Origin of the sequence: Pseudomonas sp. HT11 (genome assembly GCF_044875395.1) — a bacterium.
Lineage (GTDB): Bacteria > Pseudomonadota > Gammaproteobacteria > Pseudomonadales > Pseudomonadaceae > Aquipseudomonas.
Window position 1 is genome coordinate 2,783,579 of record NZ_CP173217.1, and the last position, 18,033, is coordinate 2,801,611.

At 60.3% G+C, this 18,033-nt stretch carries 14 protein-coding genes; 8 read left to right on the forward strand and 6 right to left on the reverse strand.

What is annotated here, in order from left to right:
• Nucleotides 1-345 precede the first annotated feature (345 nt).
• The 4 genes from ABWL43_RS12905 to ABWL43_RS12920 all read left to right on the forward strand — a co-directional run bounded on the left by ABWL43_RS12905 (nt 346) and on the right by ABWL43_RS12920 (nt 6,930).
• Nucleotides 346-1,461, forward strand: coding sequence for a hypothetical protein (locus ABWL43_RS12905; RefSeq protein ID WP_404488012.1), 1,116 nt, complete (start codon nt 346-348; stop codon nt 1,459-1,461).
• Nucleotides 1,462-1,480: 19 nt separating this feature from the next.
• Entirely contained in the window at nt 1,481-2,188 is a 708-nt protein-coding gene (locus ABWL43_RS12910) for a hypothetical protein (protein ID WP_404488013.1), read from the forward strand.
• 132 nt (nt 2,189-2,320) lie between these two features.
• On the forward strand, nt 2,321-4,396 hold the full coding sequence (locus ABWL43_RS12915; RefSeq protein ID WP_242197221.1) for a hypothetical protein: 2,076 nt from the start codon (nt 2,321-2,323) through the stop codon (nt 4,394-4,396).
• A gap of 251 nt (nt 4,397-4,647) precedes the next feature.
• Complete coding sequence (locus ABWL43_RS12920) at nt 4,648-6,930, forward strand: autotransporter outer membrane beta-barrel domain-containing protein (RefSeq protein ID WP_369302323.1); 2,283 nt, start codon at nt 4,648-4,650, stop codon at nt 6,928-6,930.
• A gap of 71 nt (nt 6,931-7,001) precedes the next feature.
• Here ABWL43_RS12920 and ABWL43_RS12925 read toward each other — a convergent pair whose 3' ends face one another.
• Genes ABWL43_RS12925 through ABWL43_RS12935 form a run of 3 tightly spaced genes read right to left on the reverse strand, consistent with a single transcriptional unit; the run spans nt 7,002 to nt 11,961 of the window.
• Complete coding sequence (locus tag ABWL43_RS12925; RefSeq protein WP_404488014.1) at nt 7,002-7,643, reverse strand: DUF1345 domain-containing protein; 642 nt, start codon at nt 7,641-7,643, stop codon at nt 7,002-7,004.
• 52 nt (nt 7,644-7,695) lie between these two features.
• The gene (locus ABWL43_RS12930; RefSeq protein ID WP_404488015.1) at nt 7,696-10,785 is read right to left on the reverse strand and encodes a multidrug efflux RND transporter permease subunit; all 3,090 of its coding nucleotides are present in this window, start codon (nt 10,783-10,785) and stop codon (nt 7,696-7,698) included.
• An 18-nt stretch (nt 10,786-10,803) separates the two neighbouring features.
• Complete coding sequence (locus ABWL43_RS12935) at nt 10,804-11,961, reverse strand: efflux RND transporter periplasmic adaptor subunit (RefSeq protein WP_404488016.1); 1,158 nt, start codon at nt 11,959-11,961, stop codon at nt 10,804-10,806.
• 288 nt (nt 11,962-12,249) lie between these two features.
• On the opposite strand from ABWL43_RS12935, the gene ABWL43_RS12940 reads away from it, so the two are divergent.
• Both ABWL43_RS12940 and ABWL43_RS12945 read left to right on the forward strand, forming a co-directional pair.
• Entirely contained in the window at nt 12,250-12,951 is a 702-nt protein-coding gene (locus ABWL43_RS12940; protein ID WP_145165677.1) for a response regulator transcription factor, read from the forward strand.
• A gap of 3 nt (nt 12,952-12,954) precedes the next feature.
• Complete coding sequence (locus ABWL43_RS12945) at nt 12,955-14,256, forward strand: ATP-binding protein (protein ID WP_242197208.1); 1,302 nt, start codon at nt 12,955-12,957, stop codon at nt 14,254-14,256.
• On the opposite strand, the gene ABWL43_RS12950 is transcribed toward ABWL43_RS12945, so the two are convergent.
• The 3 genes from ABWL43_RS12950 to ABWL43_RS12960 all read right to left on the reverse strand — a co-directional run bounded on the left by ABWL43_RS12950 (nt 14,257) and on the right by ABWL43_RS12960 (nt 16,157).
• Entirely contained in the window at nt 14,257-14,943 is a 687-nt protein-coding gene (locus tag ABWL43_RS12950; RefSeq protein WP_145165675.1) for an anti-sigma factor domain-containing protein, read from the reverse strand.
• A complete protein-coding gene (locus ABWL43_RS12955) occupies nt 14,940-15,467 on the reverse strand; it encodes a sigma-70 family RNA polymerase sigma factor (RefSeq protein WP_262206575.1) in 528 nt (175 codons plus the stop codon). The genes ABWL43_RS12950 and ABWL43_RS12955 overlap by 4 nt, the downstream gene beginning before the upstream one ends.
• A gap of 168 nt (nt 15,468-15,635) precedes the next feature.
• Complete coding sequence (locus ABWL43_RS12960; protein WP_404488021.1) at nt 15,636-16,157, reverse strand: DUF3455 domain-containing protein; 522 nt, start codon at nt 16,155-16,157, stop codon at nt 15,636-15,638.
• A 137-nt stretch (nt 16,158-16,294) separates the two neighbouring features.
• Here ABWL43_RS12960 and ABWL43_RS12965 point away from each other — a divergent pair, with 137 nt between their 5' ends.
• Nucleotides 16,295-17,074, forward strand: coding sequence for a methyltransferase domain-containing protein (locus ABWL43_RS12965; RefSeq protein ID WP_404488023.1), 780 nt, complete (start codon nt 16,295-16,297; stop codon nt 17,072-17,074).
• An 81-nt stretch (nt 17,075-17,155) separates the two neighbouring features.
• Nucleotides 17,156-17,941 (forward strand): sulfite exporter TauE/SafE family protein, encoded by a 786-nt coding sequence (locus tag ABWL43_RS12970; RefSeq protein WP_145165672.1) that lies wholly within the window; start codon nt 17,156-17,158, stop codon nt 17,939-17,941.
• The last annotated feature ends 92 nt before the right edge of the window (nt 17,942-18,033 follow it).

The window sequence follows — 18,033 nt, forward strand, 5'->3', positions numbered from 1 at the left end:
CAGGTTCTGAAACCGGTTTCATAAAATGCTAGGCGACGACTTTCGTCAAGGAATATTTAGAAATAGGCGCGTGCACAACGCTGAAAAAAACGACGAGTGGATGGGCCTACCTGTTAGTTCTGACAGTATCCGTGCGCAGGCTTTAGGCGTTTAATTTTTCCATGGCAGGCGCGAAGACCTTGCTCTCGTGACTCGCCGTGCTGAAACTTTTCCTGAGGCCGGAACATGTCAACTATCCGAAAGCCCTACACGCGTTCCCGGCCTTTAACCAAAATGGCTGTCATTGGGGACGGCTTGGATCCCGTTACGGTCCCAGGTGTTGTGACCACCGACGGCAGAGGGGTTGTGCCGCTGCAACTGCTGCTCAGCCCGTTGAAGGTGCAGATCCCCGCCTGGGAGCCGATGCCAACGCCTGCTGTCCCGGGTGACCCGGCAGATCCGGTGCATACGTGTGAACTTTGGTGGGAGAGCGATGATGGCATCAGGCTTCTCGACCGGTTCCTGATCGGGCCGCCACCACCGGATATTCCGGCGTTTTTTGAGCGTGAAATCAGCATGCTCAACCTGCGCAGCCGCACTCGAATTGCACGCCTTTACTACACCGTCCGCAACGTCGGCGGGCAGAGCACCAGTTTGCCAGTGACGATCACGATCGACCTGGAACCGCCAAAATTGATCGCCCCGACGGACATGGCACGCTTTGTCGTGCCGCCAGAGCCGGCGATCAACGCCCAGTATTTGACCGACAATCAGCCCACGGCTTTTTACATTCCGGTCTACAACATCGGGGCGCCCAATGACCGTATTGAATTCTTTTTATCCAATTCGCCCGCGCCGCCGTTGAAGCTGGCGGACGGTGGCTCGCTGGTAAATTTCAGCACCACGCCACCCACGGCAACCTTGAATTCAGATGCGTTTCGCGACCTGAACAATGGCCCTGGGTACCTGTTTTATCGAATTTATGACGAGGCCGGCAATTTCAGCACGTTGAGCAGCGGGCTGCCTTTTGTACTGTCCCTTGGGCTGCCCGCGCCGAGCATTCGTCCTCCGATCTACAACGATGAGTTGATCAAGCGCAATGACGCTCGCGTGGATGAAGGCGGCGGGGTGTTCGTGCGCATAGACAGCTACCCGGGCTGGTCCGCCGCGGCCAGGCATGAAGTGATTGTGTATTGGGATGACCGGCCAACCACGCGCCGCCTGGTGACGCAATTGCCGTTCGACGTGGACATCCCCTGGACGGTACTCAGGGGGGCCGAGTCCGGTTCTGGCGGCACAGACCGTAGCGGTGCGCTACGAAATCTACGGGCTCAACCCTTTGCCGACGTCGTCCAAGTCGCTTTCCGTCAATGTGAACCTGACGATCGCCGGCCAGGATCACGCCAATGCACCGGCATTGCTGAACCCGACGTTGGCGCCGGTGGAAATTGTGGGCCGCACAGGCACCAACACACTGGTTGATGCGGACCGAGGTTACCCCGTGCGCGTGCGAGTGCGGCTGTTTGATACGCCCCGTGTGGGCGACTCGCTGAGCCTTTACTGGAACGGGGTGGGCCCGGTGGCCACCTATGCTGTGAGCGCCGCTGATAGTGCCGGTAGCTGGGTGTTTTTCAGCGACGTGCCGTGGTCCGTGATCAGTGGCGGCACTGGCGCGGTGTACGCGGTGCATTACACCACCACGAACGGCTTTAACGAGCAACGCTCCCCCGTTACCAATGTGAATACCCAGCTTGTCCCACTGCCTGCACCGGTTATACAGCACACGCTGACCAATGGTTACTTGACCTGCAGTTCGCAAACCAACCCGGTTAACGGTGTGCCCTGGTCAATGTTGAAAGATGGCGTGCGATGGTTAATAACGCCCAACCCCGCGTTACGGGTGGGCGACATGGTCAAGTTTGTGTGGCAAGGCTTCAATGAGAATAACTGGAGCACATTAAATACAAGCGTTGTCGTCACTCGGTCACTGTTATGGGAGCCCGCACATACAGTGGCCGGTGCAGTTATTGTTCTGGATTCGTTTGATATGACGCTGCTGCCGGTGCGCAAGTACGGATCGGCGACCGGCAGTTATGAAGTATGGCGTGAGGGTGTGAAAGTTGGCGAGTCACTCCCGGGACGAGTCAGAGTTGATTTGACCTACGGTACAGGTCGGTATTGTTCTGCGAATGGAATCGTGTCGGGTTGAATCATCGGTGTGTGTCATGTGTGCATTAGGTATTTGGCTTTTTACGGTAAGGCTTCGTGGTGGATAAACAAAGTTTATTCACTTGGCGAAGCGCATTTTGGTCTTAGCGGTTTAACTGTCCGGAGCAAGATAATGGAACTTACAAACAGACAAATCATAGATGCTTTTGTACCTAGGGCGCCCTCCGATTACACGCCCGAAAGATTTCAACTTGGCGTGTTTGCTGACCAAGTGATTGGATACACGGGGTTGCTGACGCGTGCGGCTTCAAAAGGACAGTCCACCAATTTGAATATTCCCCTGTGGGACGGCGCAAGTACCGACCCTGCGGCGATGGATGTATTAACTGTCGAGATTGCTCCGTACCTGGATCTGAGTGGTTTGGATGTAGAGGCCGAAGATGCCTATTTCGGCTCCAGCAGCACCCGGTTTCAACGCCGATTGACAAGTCAACCCGATCCAGTGCCGGTGGCAATACCGCAAGCCTATCGTCCCCCTGGTGTGTATTTGGTCAGGTACCGGGTGCTCATCGCCGACTCGGGCGTCGATAACTTTTCAGTCCCGCAGCTGCTGGTCGTCGACGAGACGTCTCCCTACGACCGCCCCCGCGTCAATCCGCCGGAACCCTCGCTGCCGGTGGGCTTGGTCGGGCCTCTGGACCTTGCCTATATTCAGAGTCAGCCAAACCAGACGGCGCTGTTTCCGATTCCCTATGATGCGCAAAACGGGTTATCCGATGGCGATTACGTCGAAATGTTTTTCGGCTCTTCGGATAAGCCCTACGCGTTTGCGCCGCCTAACCCGGAAACAAAATTCCGGATTGATCCGGCTGTGCCCCTGACGCTTCCGTTGCCGGCAAGTGTTGTCGCGGCTGAACGCAGGGGCAATTTCAGTATGCGCTACCGCCTGTTTGACGTGGCCGGCAACCCCTCCGAGCTCTCGTACAGCCTGGATCTGGCAGACCTCGCACAGGCGCCATTGCCCACCGAGTTTTCTGCGCCAACGGTTGAACTGGCAGTGCCCGGCGACGGCCTGATTGACCGTGCTGATGTGGTGTCGGGAGGCGGCGTGCGAGTGCTGGTTCCCAGCTACACGAATGCGCTGCGCCCTACAGATGAAATCGTCGTCACGCTGAGCTCAGCGTTCGCCTCAATTCCGGTCACGGTGGCGCTGGGCACTACTGCATTCCCGGTGCCGGCTCTGTTCACTGCGGCCAATGTGGATACGCTGTACGGGCCTCAAACCCCCGGCAAGAACCGGGTGCCTGTGACGGCTTCGTACGTCGTGCGTCGCGGCGCAACCACCTATCCGACGCCGCCTTTGGAAACACCGTTCGATCTTGACCTGTCTATCGTTGGGCCTGTGGGGCCGGTGATCGTGGGGCCTGGGAACTTGAATCCCAACCTGTCGCCAGTGGTGGTCCAGGCGATGCGCGCCGGGGGCACATTCGGGCCTGATAACCATCTGGAGGCTGATGACGTAAATCTGGCAGCAAGGGCTCGGATCCCATTGTGGACGACGCCCGCATTGCCCGCCGACTCACTGCCGTTCACAGTGACCTTGAATTATGGTGGCCGTCTGCAAGCGCAGAATGTCGTGACCCTGCCTGCCAGTGGGTTCGTGGATTTCACCATTCCCTTCAGTGACATCAGAAACTTGGGCGGCCCTACGCAGTTGGCGTCTTACACCATCACGTCGGCGGCCAGTGCAAACCCGAGTGTGTCGGTCAATACAACGGTGATCGTCGACTCTGTCATTTTGCGAATGGAAGCGCCGAGAGTCCTTAATAATACCGGTACGCTGAACTGCGACACGCTGAGGCCGATTAACAGTGGCAGACTGGTCATTCATATTCCAGGCTCGGATTATTTGAGCGCGGGGCAACTTATAAACGTGACGTTCGTCGGGTTCCAGAATAATACCCAGACACCACCGTCCGTGGTCACCGAGTCTCGAACTTTTACAGTGCCCGACGCCTCGGCTGCCAGTATTGGATGGGACCTTACATTTGACGTAAGTTCTACGGTCTTGTTTAACCCGATCAACGCCAACCGCTCGTTGTTGACCCAAGGTTCGGCAACAGTAACCTTTGATACTCAATATCTGGGGCAAACAGTGCCTTCGCTTCCCGCCAATTATCGTGTGCGGGGTTTCCGTCCTGGCACGGGAAGTTCCAACTATTGCGCCGGCGGCGTGGTGCCCGCTTAGTTTTAAATACAGGGGTAGTTACCAAAGAGGGGCGGCATCCTCTTTGGTACTCCCAACTTTGTATTGATTCCTTTAAAGGCGCAGAGGGCGCCATAGCCCCACAGCAGCTGTTGATTTTTATCAGATTGATTGGGAGAAATCCTACAGATTTTAAGCGAGTGCTCGTCAATCATGGCGCCGCTTAATGGGCTGGGTCCCACCAGATTTGGAACCCGCCCTATTGTTTCGTGCAGGAACTAGAGGTTCATTATATGTCGGCAGTATTTAACTTCAAACCAACACCCTTGAGCCTTGCGTTGTCAGCCCCGGCCGTCACGTTAATGTTCCTGGTGGCTCCCACTGCGCACGCGCAAACCCAAGTCATTTTGCCCAATACGTCGATATCGGCCGCTACGCCGCTTGATAACTATGTGCTGTCTGGCGGATCAAGCTTGATTGCGCACGGTGCGACGACCCGGCAGATTCAAATGGTTAACGCCGGTTTGACGCTGGAGCCGGGCAGCAAAACGTTAGATATCGAAGCCCGACTGCAATCGAAAGTGGTCGTTGATAACTCCCAGGTGACGGCGCGCCCCACGATCACCCAGGCCATTTCGGTCGCGGGTAACAGCAGTGCATTAATCACCAATAACAGTACGGTCACCAATGCCACGGGTTGGGGGGTGAGTGTCACCCGAACGACAGGCGGCACGGATGGTTCGTCCCTCACGGTAAAAGACAGCAGTGTTATCGGTGCAACTCGCGGTATTTCCGCCGCCGGCTACGGCACGGTGAACCTGGACAATGCCCGCGTCGACGCTACGGCTGCGACAGGTATAGGTTTGGTACTGCTTAATGCCGATGCTGTGGCGCGCAATAACAGCCTCATTACTGGCGGGGTGAACGGCGTCAATATGCGCATGGAGGGGGATCTGACGCGGACCAACTCCTTGATCCTGGATAATTCCGTGGTCCAGGGCAAAAGCGGCTCAGCCATCCTGGTCAATCCGCCGCTCACCAACAGCACCAAGGCTGATATCCAGGTTCTCAACGGTTCGAACCTGCTCAGCGGTAATGGTGTGCTGCTTCAAGTGGACAATAACTCCAGCGCCAACCTGTTCGTCGACAACAGCCAGTTGACCGGCGACGTGGTCATTGGCGCGGGCAGCACGGGCATGGTGCAACTCAACAACAATGCCTCGCTCACCGGCCAGTTGCGCAATGTCGAGCAACTCGACGTCAACAGCAATGCCCAGTGGGTGCTGGTGGGTGACAGCCAGGTCAACACCCTGAAAATGGGCGGCGGCAACGTAGTTTTTGGCGCCCCGGGCCAATTCTTTCAACTGAACACCAATAACCTGACAGGTAACGGCACGTTCAAAATGCACACCAACTTCAACACCGGCGAGACCGACCTGTTGAATGTCAATGGCAACGCCGAAGGCAATCACCAACTGTTGATTGGCGCCAGTGGCTCGGAGTTGGCCACCGGTGAGGCCATCAAAGTGGTACACACCGAAAGCGGCGGCGCCCGGTTCGGGCTGGTGGGCGATACCGTCGATGTCGGCGCTTTCGAATATGGGCTCAAGCAGGAAGGCACCGACTGGTACCTGGACACCGAGAAAAAGGGCACCAGTACCAGCGCCAAAGCCGTGCTGGCATTGGCCAACGCTGCACCTGCGGTACTGGTGGGTGAGTCGAGCATTTTGCGCACCCGCATGGGCGAAGTTCGCTTTGGCCAGGGCAAGAGCCAGGGCCTGTGGATGCGCGGCTACGGCAACAAGATTGACGTGGCGGCCAACAGCAACGGCGTGGGCTACTCACAGAACCAGACCGGCCTGACCATCGGTGCCGATACGGCGCTGGATGCGGGTGATGGCCAGTGGACGCTGGGTGTCATGGGCGGTTACAGCAACTCAACCCTGGGCCTGAGCCGTGGCAGCAGCGGTATGGTCAACAGCTACTACCTGGGTACCTATGCAACCTGGCTGGATGAAGAAAGCGGCGTGTACGTCGACCTGGTGGGCAAGGTCAACAAACTCAAAGGCCAAAGCCAGGTCAACATGAGCGACGGCCAACGTGCCAAAGGCAAATACACGCAAGACGCGGTGAGCGCATCTGCCGAGGTGGGCAGAAACATCAAGCTTGATGATGAGGGCCTGTATGTTGAACCGTTTGCCCAGTTGTCCATCGCCGCCATTGGCGGCGCCAACTACACCATGGACAACGGCCTGAAGGCAAAGAGCGATCGTGCCACGTCAGCCATCGGCAAAGTGGGGGTTACCCTGGGCAAAAATGTCCAGCTGGACAGCGGCAGTATTCTGCAGCCGTACTTGCGGACGGCGGCGGCGCGTGATTTCAGCCCGGACAACCGGGTGTACATCAACGATCAGAGGTTTAATAACAACCTCTCAGGCGCGAGCGTCGAGGTCGCGGGCGGTATGGCTGTTTCGTTGTCGAAAAACCTTAGCCTGCATGCCGAAGTCAGTCACAGCAAAGGCAAGGCGTACGACATGCCTTGGGGCGCAACTGCAGGGTTGCAGTACGCTTTCTAAAGTACGTGTGCACGTGAATAGGGGAAGCCTTGGCTTCCCTTTTTTTCGCCCGTCTGATCAGCGCGCTGGGCCTAACTGAACAAGCCTGCGGCAATGTTGATCGAAAAACCCAGAATCGCTGTATTGAACAAAAAACCGATCAACGACTGGCCCAGCACCACTTTGCGCAGACCGCGCGTGGCCACGCCCACATCGGCTGTTTGCACCGCCACGCCGATGGTGAACGAGAAGTACAGGAAGTCCCAATAGTTGGGGTTGCGCAAGCCTTCGGCAAACCGCAATGCCGGCTCCTCGCCCTCCCAGGTGTAGAAAAGGCGCGCGTAGTGCACGCTGAAAATCACCCCGGTCAACAACCATGAGCCGACCACGGTCATGCCAGTAAAGCCGTAATGCAGCAGGCGCGCTGTGCTGTCGAGGTCTTTGCTGCCCACCAGGTTCACCGTGATGGTCGCAAGGCTGGCAATTGCCGCGATGCACACCATGAACAGCACCAGCCCGGCGTTTTCGTCTTCAATCTCGGAGATGCGTTTTACGTCGTCGGCGCGAGCACGGGTCGCCAGCCATAGCATCAGCAGCAGGTAGGTCCAGACGCCGGCGTTCCAGCCGATGAGGATTTTGCTGATCAGCGTATCGGCAGGCGCCAGAATGCCCACGGCAAGGCCGAGTACGGCGGCGGATGAAAGGCGAGGGTGGGTGCGGGCGAGGAAGGCCATAGGTGCTCACAACAAGAGAGGTTGTGAGCACCATAGCGCATTTTCGGACGGGTTATGGACGCTTGCGCACCCACTTCATGACGACCACAAAGAACACCGGCACAAACACCACTGCCAGTGTTGCGGTGATCATCCCGCCGATCACCCCGGTGCCAATGGCCTGCTGGCTGGCAGAGCTGGCGCCGGTGGCAATCGCCAGGGGCACCACGCCGAGGATAAACGCCAGCGACGTCATGATGATCGGCCGCAAGCGCAGGCGCGCCGCTTTCAAGGTGGCGTCGATCAGGTCCTCGCCTTGCTCATACAAGTCCTTGGCGAATTCGATGATCAGGATCGCGTTCTTCGCCGACAAGCCGATGATGGTGATCAAGCCGACCTTGAAAAACACGTCGTTCGGCATGCCGCGCAAACTCACCGCCAATACCGCGCCGAGCACGCCCAGCGGCACCACCAGCAACACCGAGGTCGGGATCGACCAACTTTCATACAGCGCCGCCAGGCACAGGAACACGATCAGCAGCGACAGGCCCAACAGCAACGGCGCCTGGGAGCCGGACAAACGCTCCTGCAGCGACAAGCCGGTCCATTCCTGGCCCAGCCCTGCGGGCAGTTGGCTGACCAGGCGCTGGATTTCTTCCATGGCTTCACCCGTGCTGTGCCCTGGCGCCGCTTCGCCGCTGATGGCGATGGCGGGGTAGCCGTTGTAGCGGGTCAGCTGCGCCGGGCCCTGGGTCCATTTGGCTTCGACAAATGCCGATAACGGCACCATCTTGCCGGCGTTGTTACGCACATTGATCTTCAACAAATCCGCCACCTGGCTGCGCTGATCGCCTTCGGCCTGCACCACCACCCGTTGCATACGGCCCTGGTTGGGGAAGTCGTTGATGTAGGCCGAGCCGATGGCTGAAGACAACACATTACCGACGTCAGCAAAGGAAACCCCCAGTGCATTGGCCTGCTTGCGGTCCACTTCCAATTGCACTTGCGGCGCCTCGGCCAGGGCGCTTTCACGCACATTGGCCAGGATTGGGTTTTTCTCGGCGGCCGCCAGCAGCTCAGTACGCGCCGCCATCAGGGCGGCATGGCCGACACCGCCACGGTCCTGCAACCGGAACTCGAAACCACTGGAGGTGCCCAGGCCATCTACCGGCGGCGGCAGGATCGCATAGGCAATCGCATCCTTGAGCTCGCTGAACGCGGCGTTGGCGCGGTCGGCAATTGCCGCCGCCGAATCGTCGCTGCTGCGTTTGGACCAGTCCTTGAGCGTGGTGAACGCCAGCGCCGCGTTCTGCCCGGAGCCAGAGAAACTGAAGCCCATGATCATGGTGGTATCGCCCACCCCAGGCTCCTGGGCGTTATGCGCCTCGATCTGCTCGGCCACCTGCACCGTGCGGTTCTTGCTCGCACCCGGTGGCAGCTGGATGTCGGTGATGGTGTAACCCTGGTCTTCCACCGGCAGGAACGAGGAGGGCAGGCGGCTGAACATCCAGCCCAGGCCCACCAGCAGCACCAGATAGATCAGCAGGTAACGGCCGCTGCGTTTGAGGGCGTAGGCCACCCAGCCTTCATAACGGTCGGTCAGGTGTTCAAAACGCGTATTGAACCAACCGAAAAAACCGCGCTTGGCGTGGTGTTCGCCCTTGGCAATCGGCTTGAGCAACGTGGCGCACAGGGCCGGGGTCAGGGTCAAAGCCAGGAACGCCGAGAACAGAATCGAGGTGGCCATCGACAGCGAAAACTGCTGGTAAATCACGCCCACCGAGCCCGGCATAAAGGCCATCGGCAGGAACACCGCGACCAGCACCAAGGTGATGCCGACGATGGCCCCGGTGATCTGGCCCATGGCTTTGCGCGTGGCCTCCTTGGGCGACAGACCCTCGGTGGCCATGATGCGCTCGACGTTTTCGACCACCACAATCGCATCGTCCACCAGAATGCCGATGGCCAACACCATGCCGAACATGGTCAGCACGTTGATCGAAAACCCCAGCAACAGCATGGTGGCGAACGTGCCCATCAGCGCAATCGGCACCACCAGCGTCGGGATCAGCGTGTAGCGCACGTTTTGCAGGAACAGGAACATCACCGCAAACACCAGCGCCATGGCCTCCAGTAAGGTGTAAACCACCTTGGTGATCGAGACTTTGACGAAGGGCGAGGTGTCGTACGGGATCTTGTACTCCACATTGGCCGGGAAGTAGCGCGACAGCTCGTCCATCTTCGCCCGCACCAGCGTTGCGGTGCTCAGCGCGTTGGCACCTGGCGACAGCTGCACACTGACGGCGGTGGACGGCTTGCCGTTCAGGCGCGTGGAAAACTGATATTCCTGGCTGCCGATTTCCACCCGCGCCACATCGCCGATGCGCACGGTGGAGCCGTCCGGGTTGGCCTTGAGCACGATGTCGGCGAACTCCGCCGGCGTCGACAGCTGGCCTTTGACCAGAATGGCGGCGGTGATTTCCTGGGTGCTGGTGCCCGGCAAATCACCGATGCTGCCCGCCGAGACCTGCGCATTCTGTGCGCTGATCGCGGCGTTGACGTCGGCGGGCGTAAGGTTGAAGCCAATCAGTTTCTGCGGGTCGATCCAGATACGCATCGCACGCTCGGCGCCATACAGCTGCGCCTTGCCCACGCCCTCGATGCGCTTGAGCTCGTTCATCACGTTGCGCGCCAGGTAATCGCTGAGCGCCACGTCATCGAGCTTGCCGTCGCTGGAGGTCAATGTCACCAGCAGCAGGAACCCGGCGGAGACTTTCTCCACCTGCAACCCTTGCTGGGTCACGGCTTGCGGCAAGCGCGGCTCTACCGCCTTCAGACGGTTTTGCACATCGACCTGGGCCATTTCCGGGTCGGTGCCCGGCTGGAACGTCGCGGTGATGGTCGCCGAGCCCAGGCTGCTTTGGGACTCGAAATACAGCAGGTGATCGGCGCCATTGAGCTCCTGCTCTATCAGGCTGACCACACTTTCGTCCAGGGTCTGGGCCGAGGCGCCCGGGTACACCGCGTAGATTTCCACCTTCGGCGGCGCGACGTTGGGGTACTGAGCCACCGGCAGCTGCGGGATCGCAAGCGCGCCGGCCAGCAAGATAAACAGGGCAACCACCCAGGCGAAGATCGGGCGGTCAATAAAGAACTGCGGCATTGTCAGGTATTCCTTTGCTTAGCGGACCGAGGCCTGGGCATTCGGCGCAGGGCTGTCGTCCACTTCGACTTTTTCACCGGGGCGTGCGTGTTGCAGGCCTTCGACGATGATGCGGTCACCGGGCTTGAGGCCGTTGCTGACGATCCAGCGATCCTCGATCACCGCGCCCAGCTCCACCGGTTGCTGGCTGACGACCTGTTCGGCGTCCAGCAAGAGCACCATCGGGATGCCGGCGCTGTCACGGGTAATGGCGCGTTGCGGCACGCTGATGCCTTGTTTGTCCACCGCCTGTTCCAGGCGCACGCGTACAAAGCTGCCGGGCAACAGGTCGAGGTCCGGGTTGGGGAATTCGCTGCGCAGGATGATCTGCCCGGTGCCGGGGTCGACGCTGATTTCGGCAAACAGCAATTTGCCTGGCAGCGGGTACAGGCTGCCGTCGTCCTCGATCAGCGTGGCCTTGGCCTGGTCCTGGCCGACCTGCTTCAAGCTGCCGGCACGGAAGGCACGGCGCAGGTCGTTCAACTCGCGGGTGGACTGGGTCAGGTCGGCGTGGATCGGGTCCAGTTGCTGGATGATCGCCAGCGGTGTGGCTTCGTTTTGCCCGACCAGCGCGCCCTCGGTGACCAACGCGCGGCCGATGCGCCCGGAGATCGGCGCGGTCACGGTGGCGTAGCCCAGGTTGAGTTTGGCGCGCTCGACAGCGGCTTTGTTGGCGGCGACTTCGGCATTGGTCTGGCGCACGGCGGCGCGGGCATTGTCGTAATCCTGGCCGCTGATCGCGTTGCCTTCGACCAACTGGCTGTAGCGCTGCTCCTGCAGACGCGCCTGGAACGCGTTGGCCTGCGCCTTGCTCAGGTTGGCCTGGGCGCTGTCCAGGTCGGCTTTGAACGGGGCCGGGTCGATGCGAAACAGCACGTCGCCCTGTTTCACGTCGTGACCTTCCTTGAACACGCGCTGCATGACCACACCGGCCACCCGCGCGCGCACCTCGGCAATACGCGGCGCGGCGATCCGCCCGCTCAGTTCACTGGTGATCGACAAGGGCTTGGCCTGCAGGGTCTCGATGCGCACTTTGGCCAGGGGCATTTGCGGCGCCTCGTCCGCCGACTGGCCACATGCGCTCAGGGTGAGCGCCAGGGCCAGCAGGCAAAACGGCGCAAACAGATTCTTCGACATGCTCATATCCCAATATTGACTGGCGCATCCTAAAGACACCTGCGCCGTGGTGCTGTGAAGCTGTGTAGCTCGTCTGTGAAGAAATGTAAGGTGCGACCCATAGTCGCCTGAGGGCGTATATCCTTGCACAATCCTGCAAACAGCAAAGATCACATGTGGGAGGGGGCTTGCCCCTAATGGCGGTGGATCAGCCAATAAATCTATCCACTGAACCACCGCTTTCGCGAGCAAGCCCGCTCCCACATTGGGTTTCTGTACACCTGATGAACTGCATTATTTGGAAACACCATGCCCAACATCCTCCTGGTGGAAGACGACGCCGCACTCTCCGAGCTGATTGCCAGCTACCTGGAGCGCAATGGCTACCATGTCAGCGTGCTCAGCCGTGGCGACCACGTACGTGAACGCGCGCGCCTCAACCCGCCGGACCTGGTGATCCTCGACCTGATGTTGCCCGGCCTCGATGGCCTGCAGGTGTGCCGCTTGCTGCGCGCAGACTCGGCGGGCTTGCCGATCCTGATGCTCACTGCGCGCGACGACAGTCACGACCAGGTGCTGGGCCTGGAAATGGGCGCCGACGACTATGTCACCAAACCCTGCGAGCCGCGCGTGCTGCTCGCCCGTGTGCGCACCTTGCTGCGCCGCAGCAGCCTGTCCGAACCCCAGGCGGCCAACGACCAGATCGTCATGGGCAACCTGTGCATCGACCTGTCGGAGCGCACCGTGAGCTGGCGCGAGCAGGCCGTGGAGCTCTCCAGCGGTGAATACAACCTGCTGGTGGTGCTGGCCCGGCACGCCGGTGAAGTGCTCAGCCGCGACCAGATCCTGCAGCGCCTGCGCGGTATCGAGTTCAACGGCACCGACCGCTCGGTGGACGTGGCCATCTCCAAGCTGCGCCGCAAGTTCGACGATCACGCGGGCGAGGCGCGCAAGATCAAGACCGTGTGGGGCAAGGGGTACCTGTTCAGCCGTTCCGAGTGGGAATGCTGATCCATGTTTCGTGTCCTGCTGCGCCTCTACCTAATCACCATCATCACCTTCAGTGCGGCGATCTTTTTGATTCCGCGGTTGGTAATCCAGCTGTTCGAACACCGTTACATGGACTACAACGTCGAGCAGACCCGTGGCCTGCAGACGCTCATCGTCAAACAATACCTGCGCGCGCCGGTTGAGCGCTGGTCCCAGGTGACCGAGCAGTTGGGCCGCGACTTCGCGCCGCTGAAAGTCAAACTGCTGTTACGCCAGGACGCCAGCTACACGCCCGCCGAAGAAAAACTGCTGGAGCAGGGCAAGCCGGTGATCCGCCTTGGCGAATGGGGCTGGATGGAAGAAATCAGTTCGCCGGTCAACCAGCAGTTTGCGGTCAAGCTGACGATTCCCCCCGACCCGATGGACATGAACCTGCTGTACTGGTCGATGAACGTGCTGATCGGTGCCGCGCTGCTGGCTTGCCTGCTGTTCTGGCTGCGTCCGCACTGGCGTGACCTGGAGCGCCTGAAAAGCACCGCCGCACAACTGGGCAAGGGCAACCTGGGCGAGCGCACGCAGATTCCACCCAGTTCCAACATTGGCAGCCTGGCGTCGGTGTTCGACACCATGGCCGACGATATCGAGCGCCTGCTCAATCAGCAGCGCGACCTGCTCAATGCGGTCTCCCATGAACTGCGCACGCCGCTGACCCGCCTGGATTTCGGCCTGGCGCTGGCGTTGTCCGAAGACTTGCCCCAAGCCAGTCGCGAGCGCCTGCAAAGCCTGGTGGCGCACATTCGTGAGCTGGACGAGCTGGTGCTGGAATTGCTGTCCTACAGCCGTCTGCAAAATCCGGCGCAACTGCCGGAGCGAGTGGACGTGGTGCTCGACGAGTTTGTCGACAGCGTGCTGGGCAGCGTCGATGACGAACTGGAAAACCCCGAGATTGTCATCGACGTGGCGCTTGATTGCGCGGTGGAGCGCTTCAGCCTCGACCCGCGCCTCACCGCCCGCGCACTGCAAAACTTGTTGCGCAATGCCACGCGCTACTGCGACAAGCGCATTCAGGTGGGCGTCAAGGTGTGTGCCAAGGGTTGTGAGATCTGGGTGGATGACGATGGCATCGGCATTCCGCTAGACCAGCGTGAGCGGATCTTCGAACCTTTCTATCGCCTGGACCGCAGCCGCGACCGCGCCACCGGAGGCTTCGGCCTCGGCCTGGCCATCAGCCGGCGTGCGATGGAGGCCCAGGGCGGCACGTTGACGGCCCAGGCGTCACCCTTGGGCGGGGCACGGTTCCGGCTGTGGTTGCCCAGCGTCGGCTGATCAGAGCACCTTGACGGCGCGGCCGATCGCCTGGATCGGCCCGGTGGGTTTGCCGGTCGGCGAGCCATTCGGGTCTTCCAGGGTCAGCTCGAACAGTTGGTTGGGCGCCAGTGGCGGCAGTTTGTCCAGCGGCACCGACAGCGTCTGCCCTGGCTTGACCAACCCCAGCGACACCGGGCCTTGCCAGCCATCCGCCTTGGTCCAGAACTGCAGCGCCTTGTCGGCAGGCACTTGCATCACACCCAATGGAATCAACTGGATCTGCTGAGTATTGCTGGCCTGGATCACCCAACCCGGAGCCTGGCTTTGCGGCGCCACCAATACCACCACAAAAGTGGGTTCAGCAGTGGGCGGGCGGGTCAGCAGCAGCGTCGCCAGTACCCACGTCGCCACCAGCCCCGCGCCGGCCAAACCGCGCCATAGCGCCAGCAGGTTCCACCACGGTGTGTGCAGGTCGGCGCGGGTGTCGGCGGGCGTGACGGTGCGCTCGATGCGCCGCCACAGCTGGGCAGAAGGGGGCACCGGTTCGGCCAATGCGGTCAGCGGCAAAAGGCGCTGCTCCCATGCGTCCACCGCCGCGCGCAACTCGGCATCCTCGGACAAGCGCTGCTCAACCTCGGCGCGTTGCGCGGCGGGCAGGGTGCCCAGCACGTATTCGCCTGCCAGTTCGTCCAGAGGGTTGCTCATGCCATGCACTCCCGCAGCGCAGCGAGGCTGCGTTTGATCCAGGCTTTGACGGTCCCCAGCGGGGTGTCCAGTTTCTGTGCGATTTGGCTGTGGGAATAGCCGTCGACATAGGCATGCAGGATGCACGCGCGACGGGCCGGGTCGAGCTGCTCCAGGCAGGCGTGGACCTGCCCCGAGCGCGAAGCGAATTCAAAGGTGTCGGTTGTGGCGATGTGCTCGTGCGCGTCGCCCAGGGGGGCTTCGCGGTAGTGATTGCGCACGGCATTGAGCGCCAGATGCCGGGTCACGCTGAACACCCAGCCGCGCGCCGAGCCACGGTTGCGGTCGAAACTGCCGGCGCCACGCCAGATCCTGATAAACGCGTCATGCACGATGTCTTCGGCCAGGGATTTGTCCCTGGCAATGCGAAAGGCCACGCCGAGCAAACGGCTGCTGTCCTGCTCATAGAGCTGGCGCAAGGCGCGTTGATCCCCACGGGCGCAGGCCAGTAGACAGGTTTCGTAATCAAAATCGGCGTCAGGCAAGGCCACGTGTTTCCACCATTGTCATAACAATCGCCACCGCACCGCAGGGTGCCGGCGCGCCGGCAAAAAAGGGCACGGGCGCAGCGTAAACCCAGGTGCCCTGTGTCATCGTTGACGACCCTCGCCGGCAAGCCGGCCCTTACAGGGGCAGCGTAGCTGAGTTTGTTCTCAGTTGGCCGCCCAGAAGATGTAGTCGGCCTGGTACTTCACCACTGCCTGCGTGCCTTTGTTGGCAGCGCTGCACTCGGTGCTCGGCGCCACGCCACCCTTGAGCGCCACGCGCTGGATATAACTCACACCGCTCATTGCGCCTTTGCCTTCGGCCGGGTTGGCCTTGACCAATTGGTACGGCAGGTTGCCCGCACCGGACGGCGCCACGGCCAACTGCGTGCCGGTGATTTTCGAACCGTCCTGGGCTTGCCATGTAGCCGGTGGGCCGAAATAGGTGCCCACTGGCTTGCCGCTGCGGTCGTTCAACACCGCCTTGGGGCCGACAAACGTCCACTCGGTCTGGCCGGGGGCGTTAGCTTTGTCGCGGCATTCGTAGGTGATTTCGCCGACGCCTGTGGTCTCCAGCGCCACCTTGTGCCCATCCGGCACCTTGATGCTGTCGGGCAGGCCGGTCTGGGCGAAAACCGTTGGCGCAGCGGCCAGCAGGGCGGTCAGGCAGAACAGTGCTTTAGCGTTCATCGGTGTTTCTCCATTGAGTAAAACAGCGGGGTCACTGTCAGCACTACCCAGGCCGCGCTCGATTGGATGCAGTGATTAGAAAATAAATGCACAAGGGCGCACACTGTGCCCCCGCTTTACCCGAGGAGAGATTGGCAATGACTGGTGTTCATACGTCTGCTCAACAGGGTTTCTCTGCCCAGGCCGTCACTTACGCCCAAGGCCGGCCCGACTATCCACGACAACTCACCGGCTGGCTCACTGATGCGCTGCACATCGATGCGCAATCGACGGTAATCGACCTGGGCGCCGGTACCGGCAAGTTCACCCGTTTGCTCAGCACCCTGGCGCCAACGCTGGTGGCGGTCGAACCGGTCGAAGCGATGGGCGCGCAGCTCAATAAACTGTTACCTGATGTGCGCCTGGTCAATGGCACGGCCGAATCCATTCCCCTGGAAACCGCCGTCGCCGATGCGGTGGTCTGTGCGCAGGCGTTCCATTGGTTTTCTACCGAAGCCGCGCTGGCAGAAATCCACCGCGTGCTCAAACCCGATGGGCGCCTGGGGTTGGTGTGGAATGTGCGCGATGAATCGGTGGATTGGGTCGCCGCCATCACCGACATCATCACCCCCTATGAAGGCGACACGCCGCGCTTTCATACAGGCCGCTGGCGCGAAGCCTTCACCGGCGAGTATTTTTCCGCGCCCGAAATGACCTGCTTTGCCTATCAGCATGTCGGCAGCCCTCAGGAGGTGATCATGGATCGCTTCCTGTCGGTGAGCTTTATCGCGGCGCTGCCCGCCGCCGAGAAAGCCCGCGTGACTGCGCAATTGCAGGCACTGATCGACACGCATCCTGCCTTGCGGGGGCGTGACACTGTGGCGTTTCCGTATCAGACGCAGGCCTATGTCTGTCAACGGCTGACACAAAAGGTATAAAGTCAGATCATATTGATATAAGTCGTTATAAGAAAAATCGCTATCCTGCGGCCAGAAATTTATAAGGCCGCGGGTAGTTGTATGGATGTGGGTAACTTTGGTTTTGTCATCGCCGGCCTGGTGGTTGGTTTTATCGTCGGCATGACCGGTGTCGGTGGTGGGTCTTTGATGACCCCGATCCTGTTGTGGTTCGGCATCAACCCGGCGACCGCCGTGGGCACGGACTTGTTGTACGCGGCCATCACCAAGTCAGGTGGCGTGCTGGTGCACAGCAAGAACAAGAATATCGACTGGACCATTACGGGTTGGCTGACCTTGGGCAGTGTGCCTGCGGTGCTGCTGACCCTGTGGTTCCTTGCCAGTCTGCATACCGACCCCAGCGCCATGAACGCGGTGATCAAGCAGGCGCTTGGTGTGGTGTTGCTGCTGACGGCGCTGGCGATTCTGTTCAAGAAAAGCCTGCTGGCTTTTGCACAGCGGCATGCGGGTGATGACTATCACATGAGCTCGCGCAACTTGAACCTGTTGACGGTGGTGACCGGTGCGATCCTTGGCACCATGGTTGCCCTGACGTCCATCGGCGCGGGTGCGCTTGGGACCGTGGCGCTGTTTATTCTGTACCCGTTTCTGGCGACGCGTCGGCTGGTGGGTACCGAGATTGCCCATGCTGTGCCGCTGACGTTGGTCGCGGGCCTGGGGCATGCGAGCATGGGGAATATGGATTGGCATTTGCTGGGCTTTTTGCTGATGGGGTCGTTGCCGGGGATTTACCTGGGGAGTCACATGACCGGTAAGGTTCCTGATGGTGTGTTGCGGCCTTGTCTGGCGGTTATGTTGATGACTATTGGCTATAAGTTGGCGTTCTGATGTTTTCAGGTTTCTGAGTGGAGTGAGTACATATCCGTTGCTGCGGTAACGGCGGCTGGCGGTTCCGCTCTTACAGCGGGTCACTTTTGGCA

Excerpts from the sequence above, each read along its gene's own strand:
- ABWL43_RS12915 (WP_242197221.1), top strand. The coding sequence starts at position 2,321 with ATGGAACTTACAAACAGACAAATCATAGATGCTTTTGTACCTAGGGCG.
- ABWL43_RS12920 (WP_369302323.1), top strand. The coding sequence starts at position 4,648 with ATGTCGGCAGTATTTAACTTCAAACCAACACCCTTGAGCCTTGCGTTG.
- ABWL43_RS12925 (WP_404488014.1), bottom strand. The coding sequence starts at position 7,643 with ATGGCCTTCCTCGCCCGCACCCACCCTCGCCTTTCATCCGCCGCCGTA.
- ABWL43_RS12930 (WP_404488015.1), bottom strand. The coding sequence starts at position 10,785 with ATGCCGCAGTTCTTTATTGACCGCCCGATCTTCGCCTGGGTGGTTGCC.
- ABWL43_RS12935 (WP_404488016.1), bottom strand. The coding sequence starts at position 11,961 with ATGTCGAAGAATCTGTTTGCGCCGTTTTGCCTGCTGGCCCTGGCGCTC.
- ABWL43_RS12940 (WP_145165677.1), top strand. The coding sequence starts at position 12,250 with ATGCCCAACATCCTCCTGGTGGAAGACGACGCCGCACTCTCCGAGCTG.
- ABWL43_RS12945 (WP_242197208.1), top strand. The coding sequence starts at position 12,955 with ATGTTTCGTGTCCTGCTGCGCCTCTACCTAATCACCATCATCACCTTC.
- ABWL43_RS12950 (WP_145165675.1), bottom strand. The coding sequence starts at position 14,943 with ATGAGCAACCCTCTGGACGAACTGGCAGGCGAATACGTGCTGGGCACC.
- ABWL43_RS12960 (WP_404488021.1), bottom strand. The coding sequence starts at position 16,157 with ATGAACGCTAAAGCACTGTTCTGCCTGACCGCCCTGCTGGCCGCTGCG.
- ABWL43_RS12965 (WP_404488023.1), top strand. The coding sequence starts at position 16,295 with ATGACTGGTGTTCATACGTCTGCTCAACAGGGTTTCTCTGCCCAGGCC.
- ABWL43_RS12970 (WP_145165672.1), top strand. The coding sequence starts at position 17,156 with ATGGATGTGGGTAACTTTGGTTTTGTCATCGCCGGCCTGGTGGTTGGT.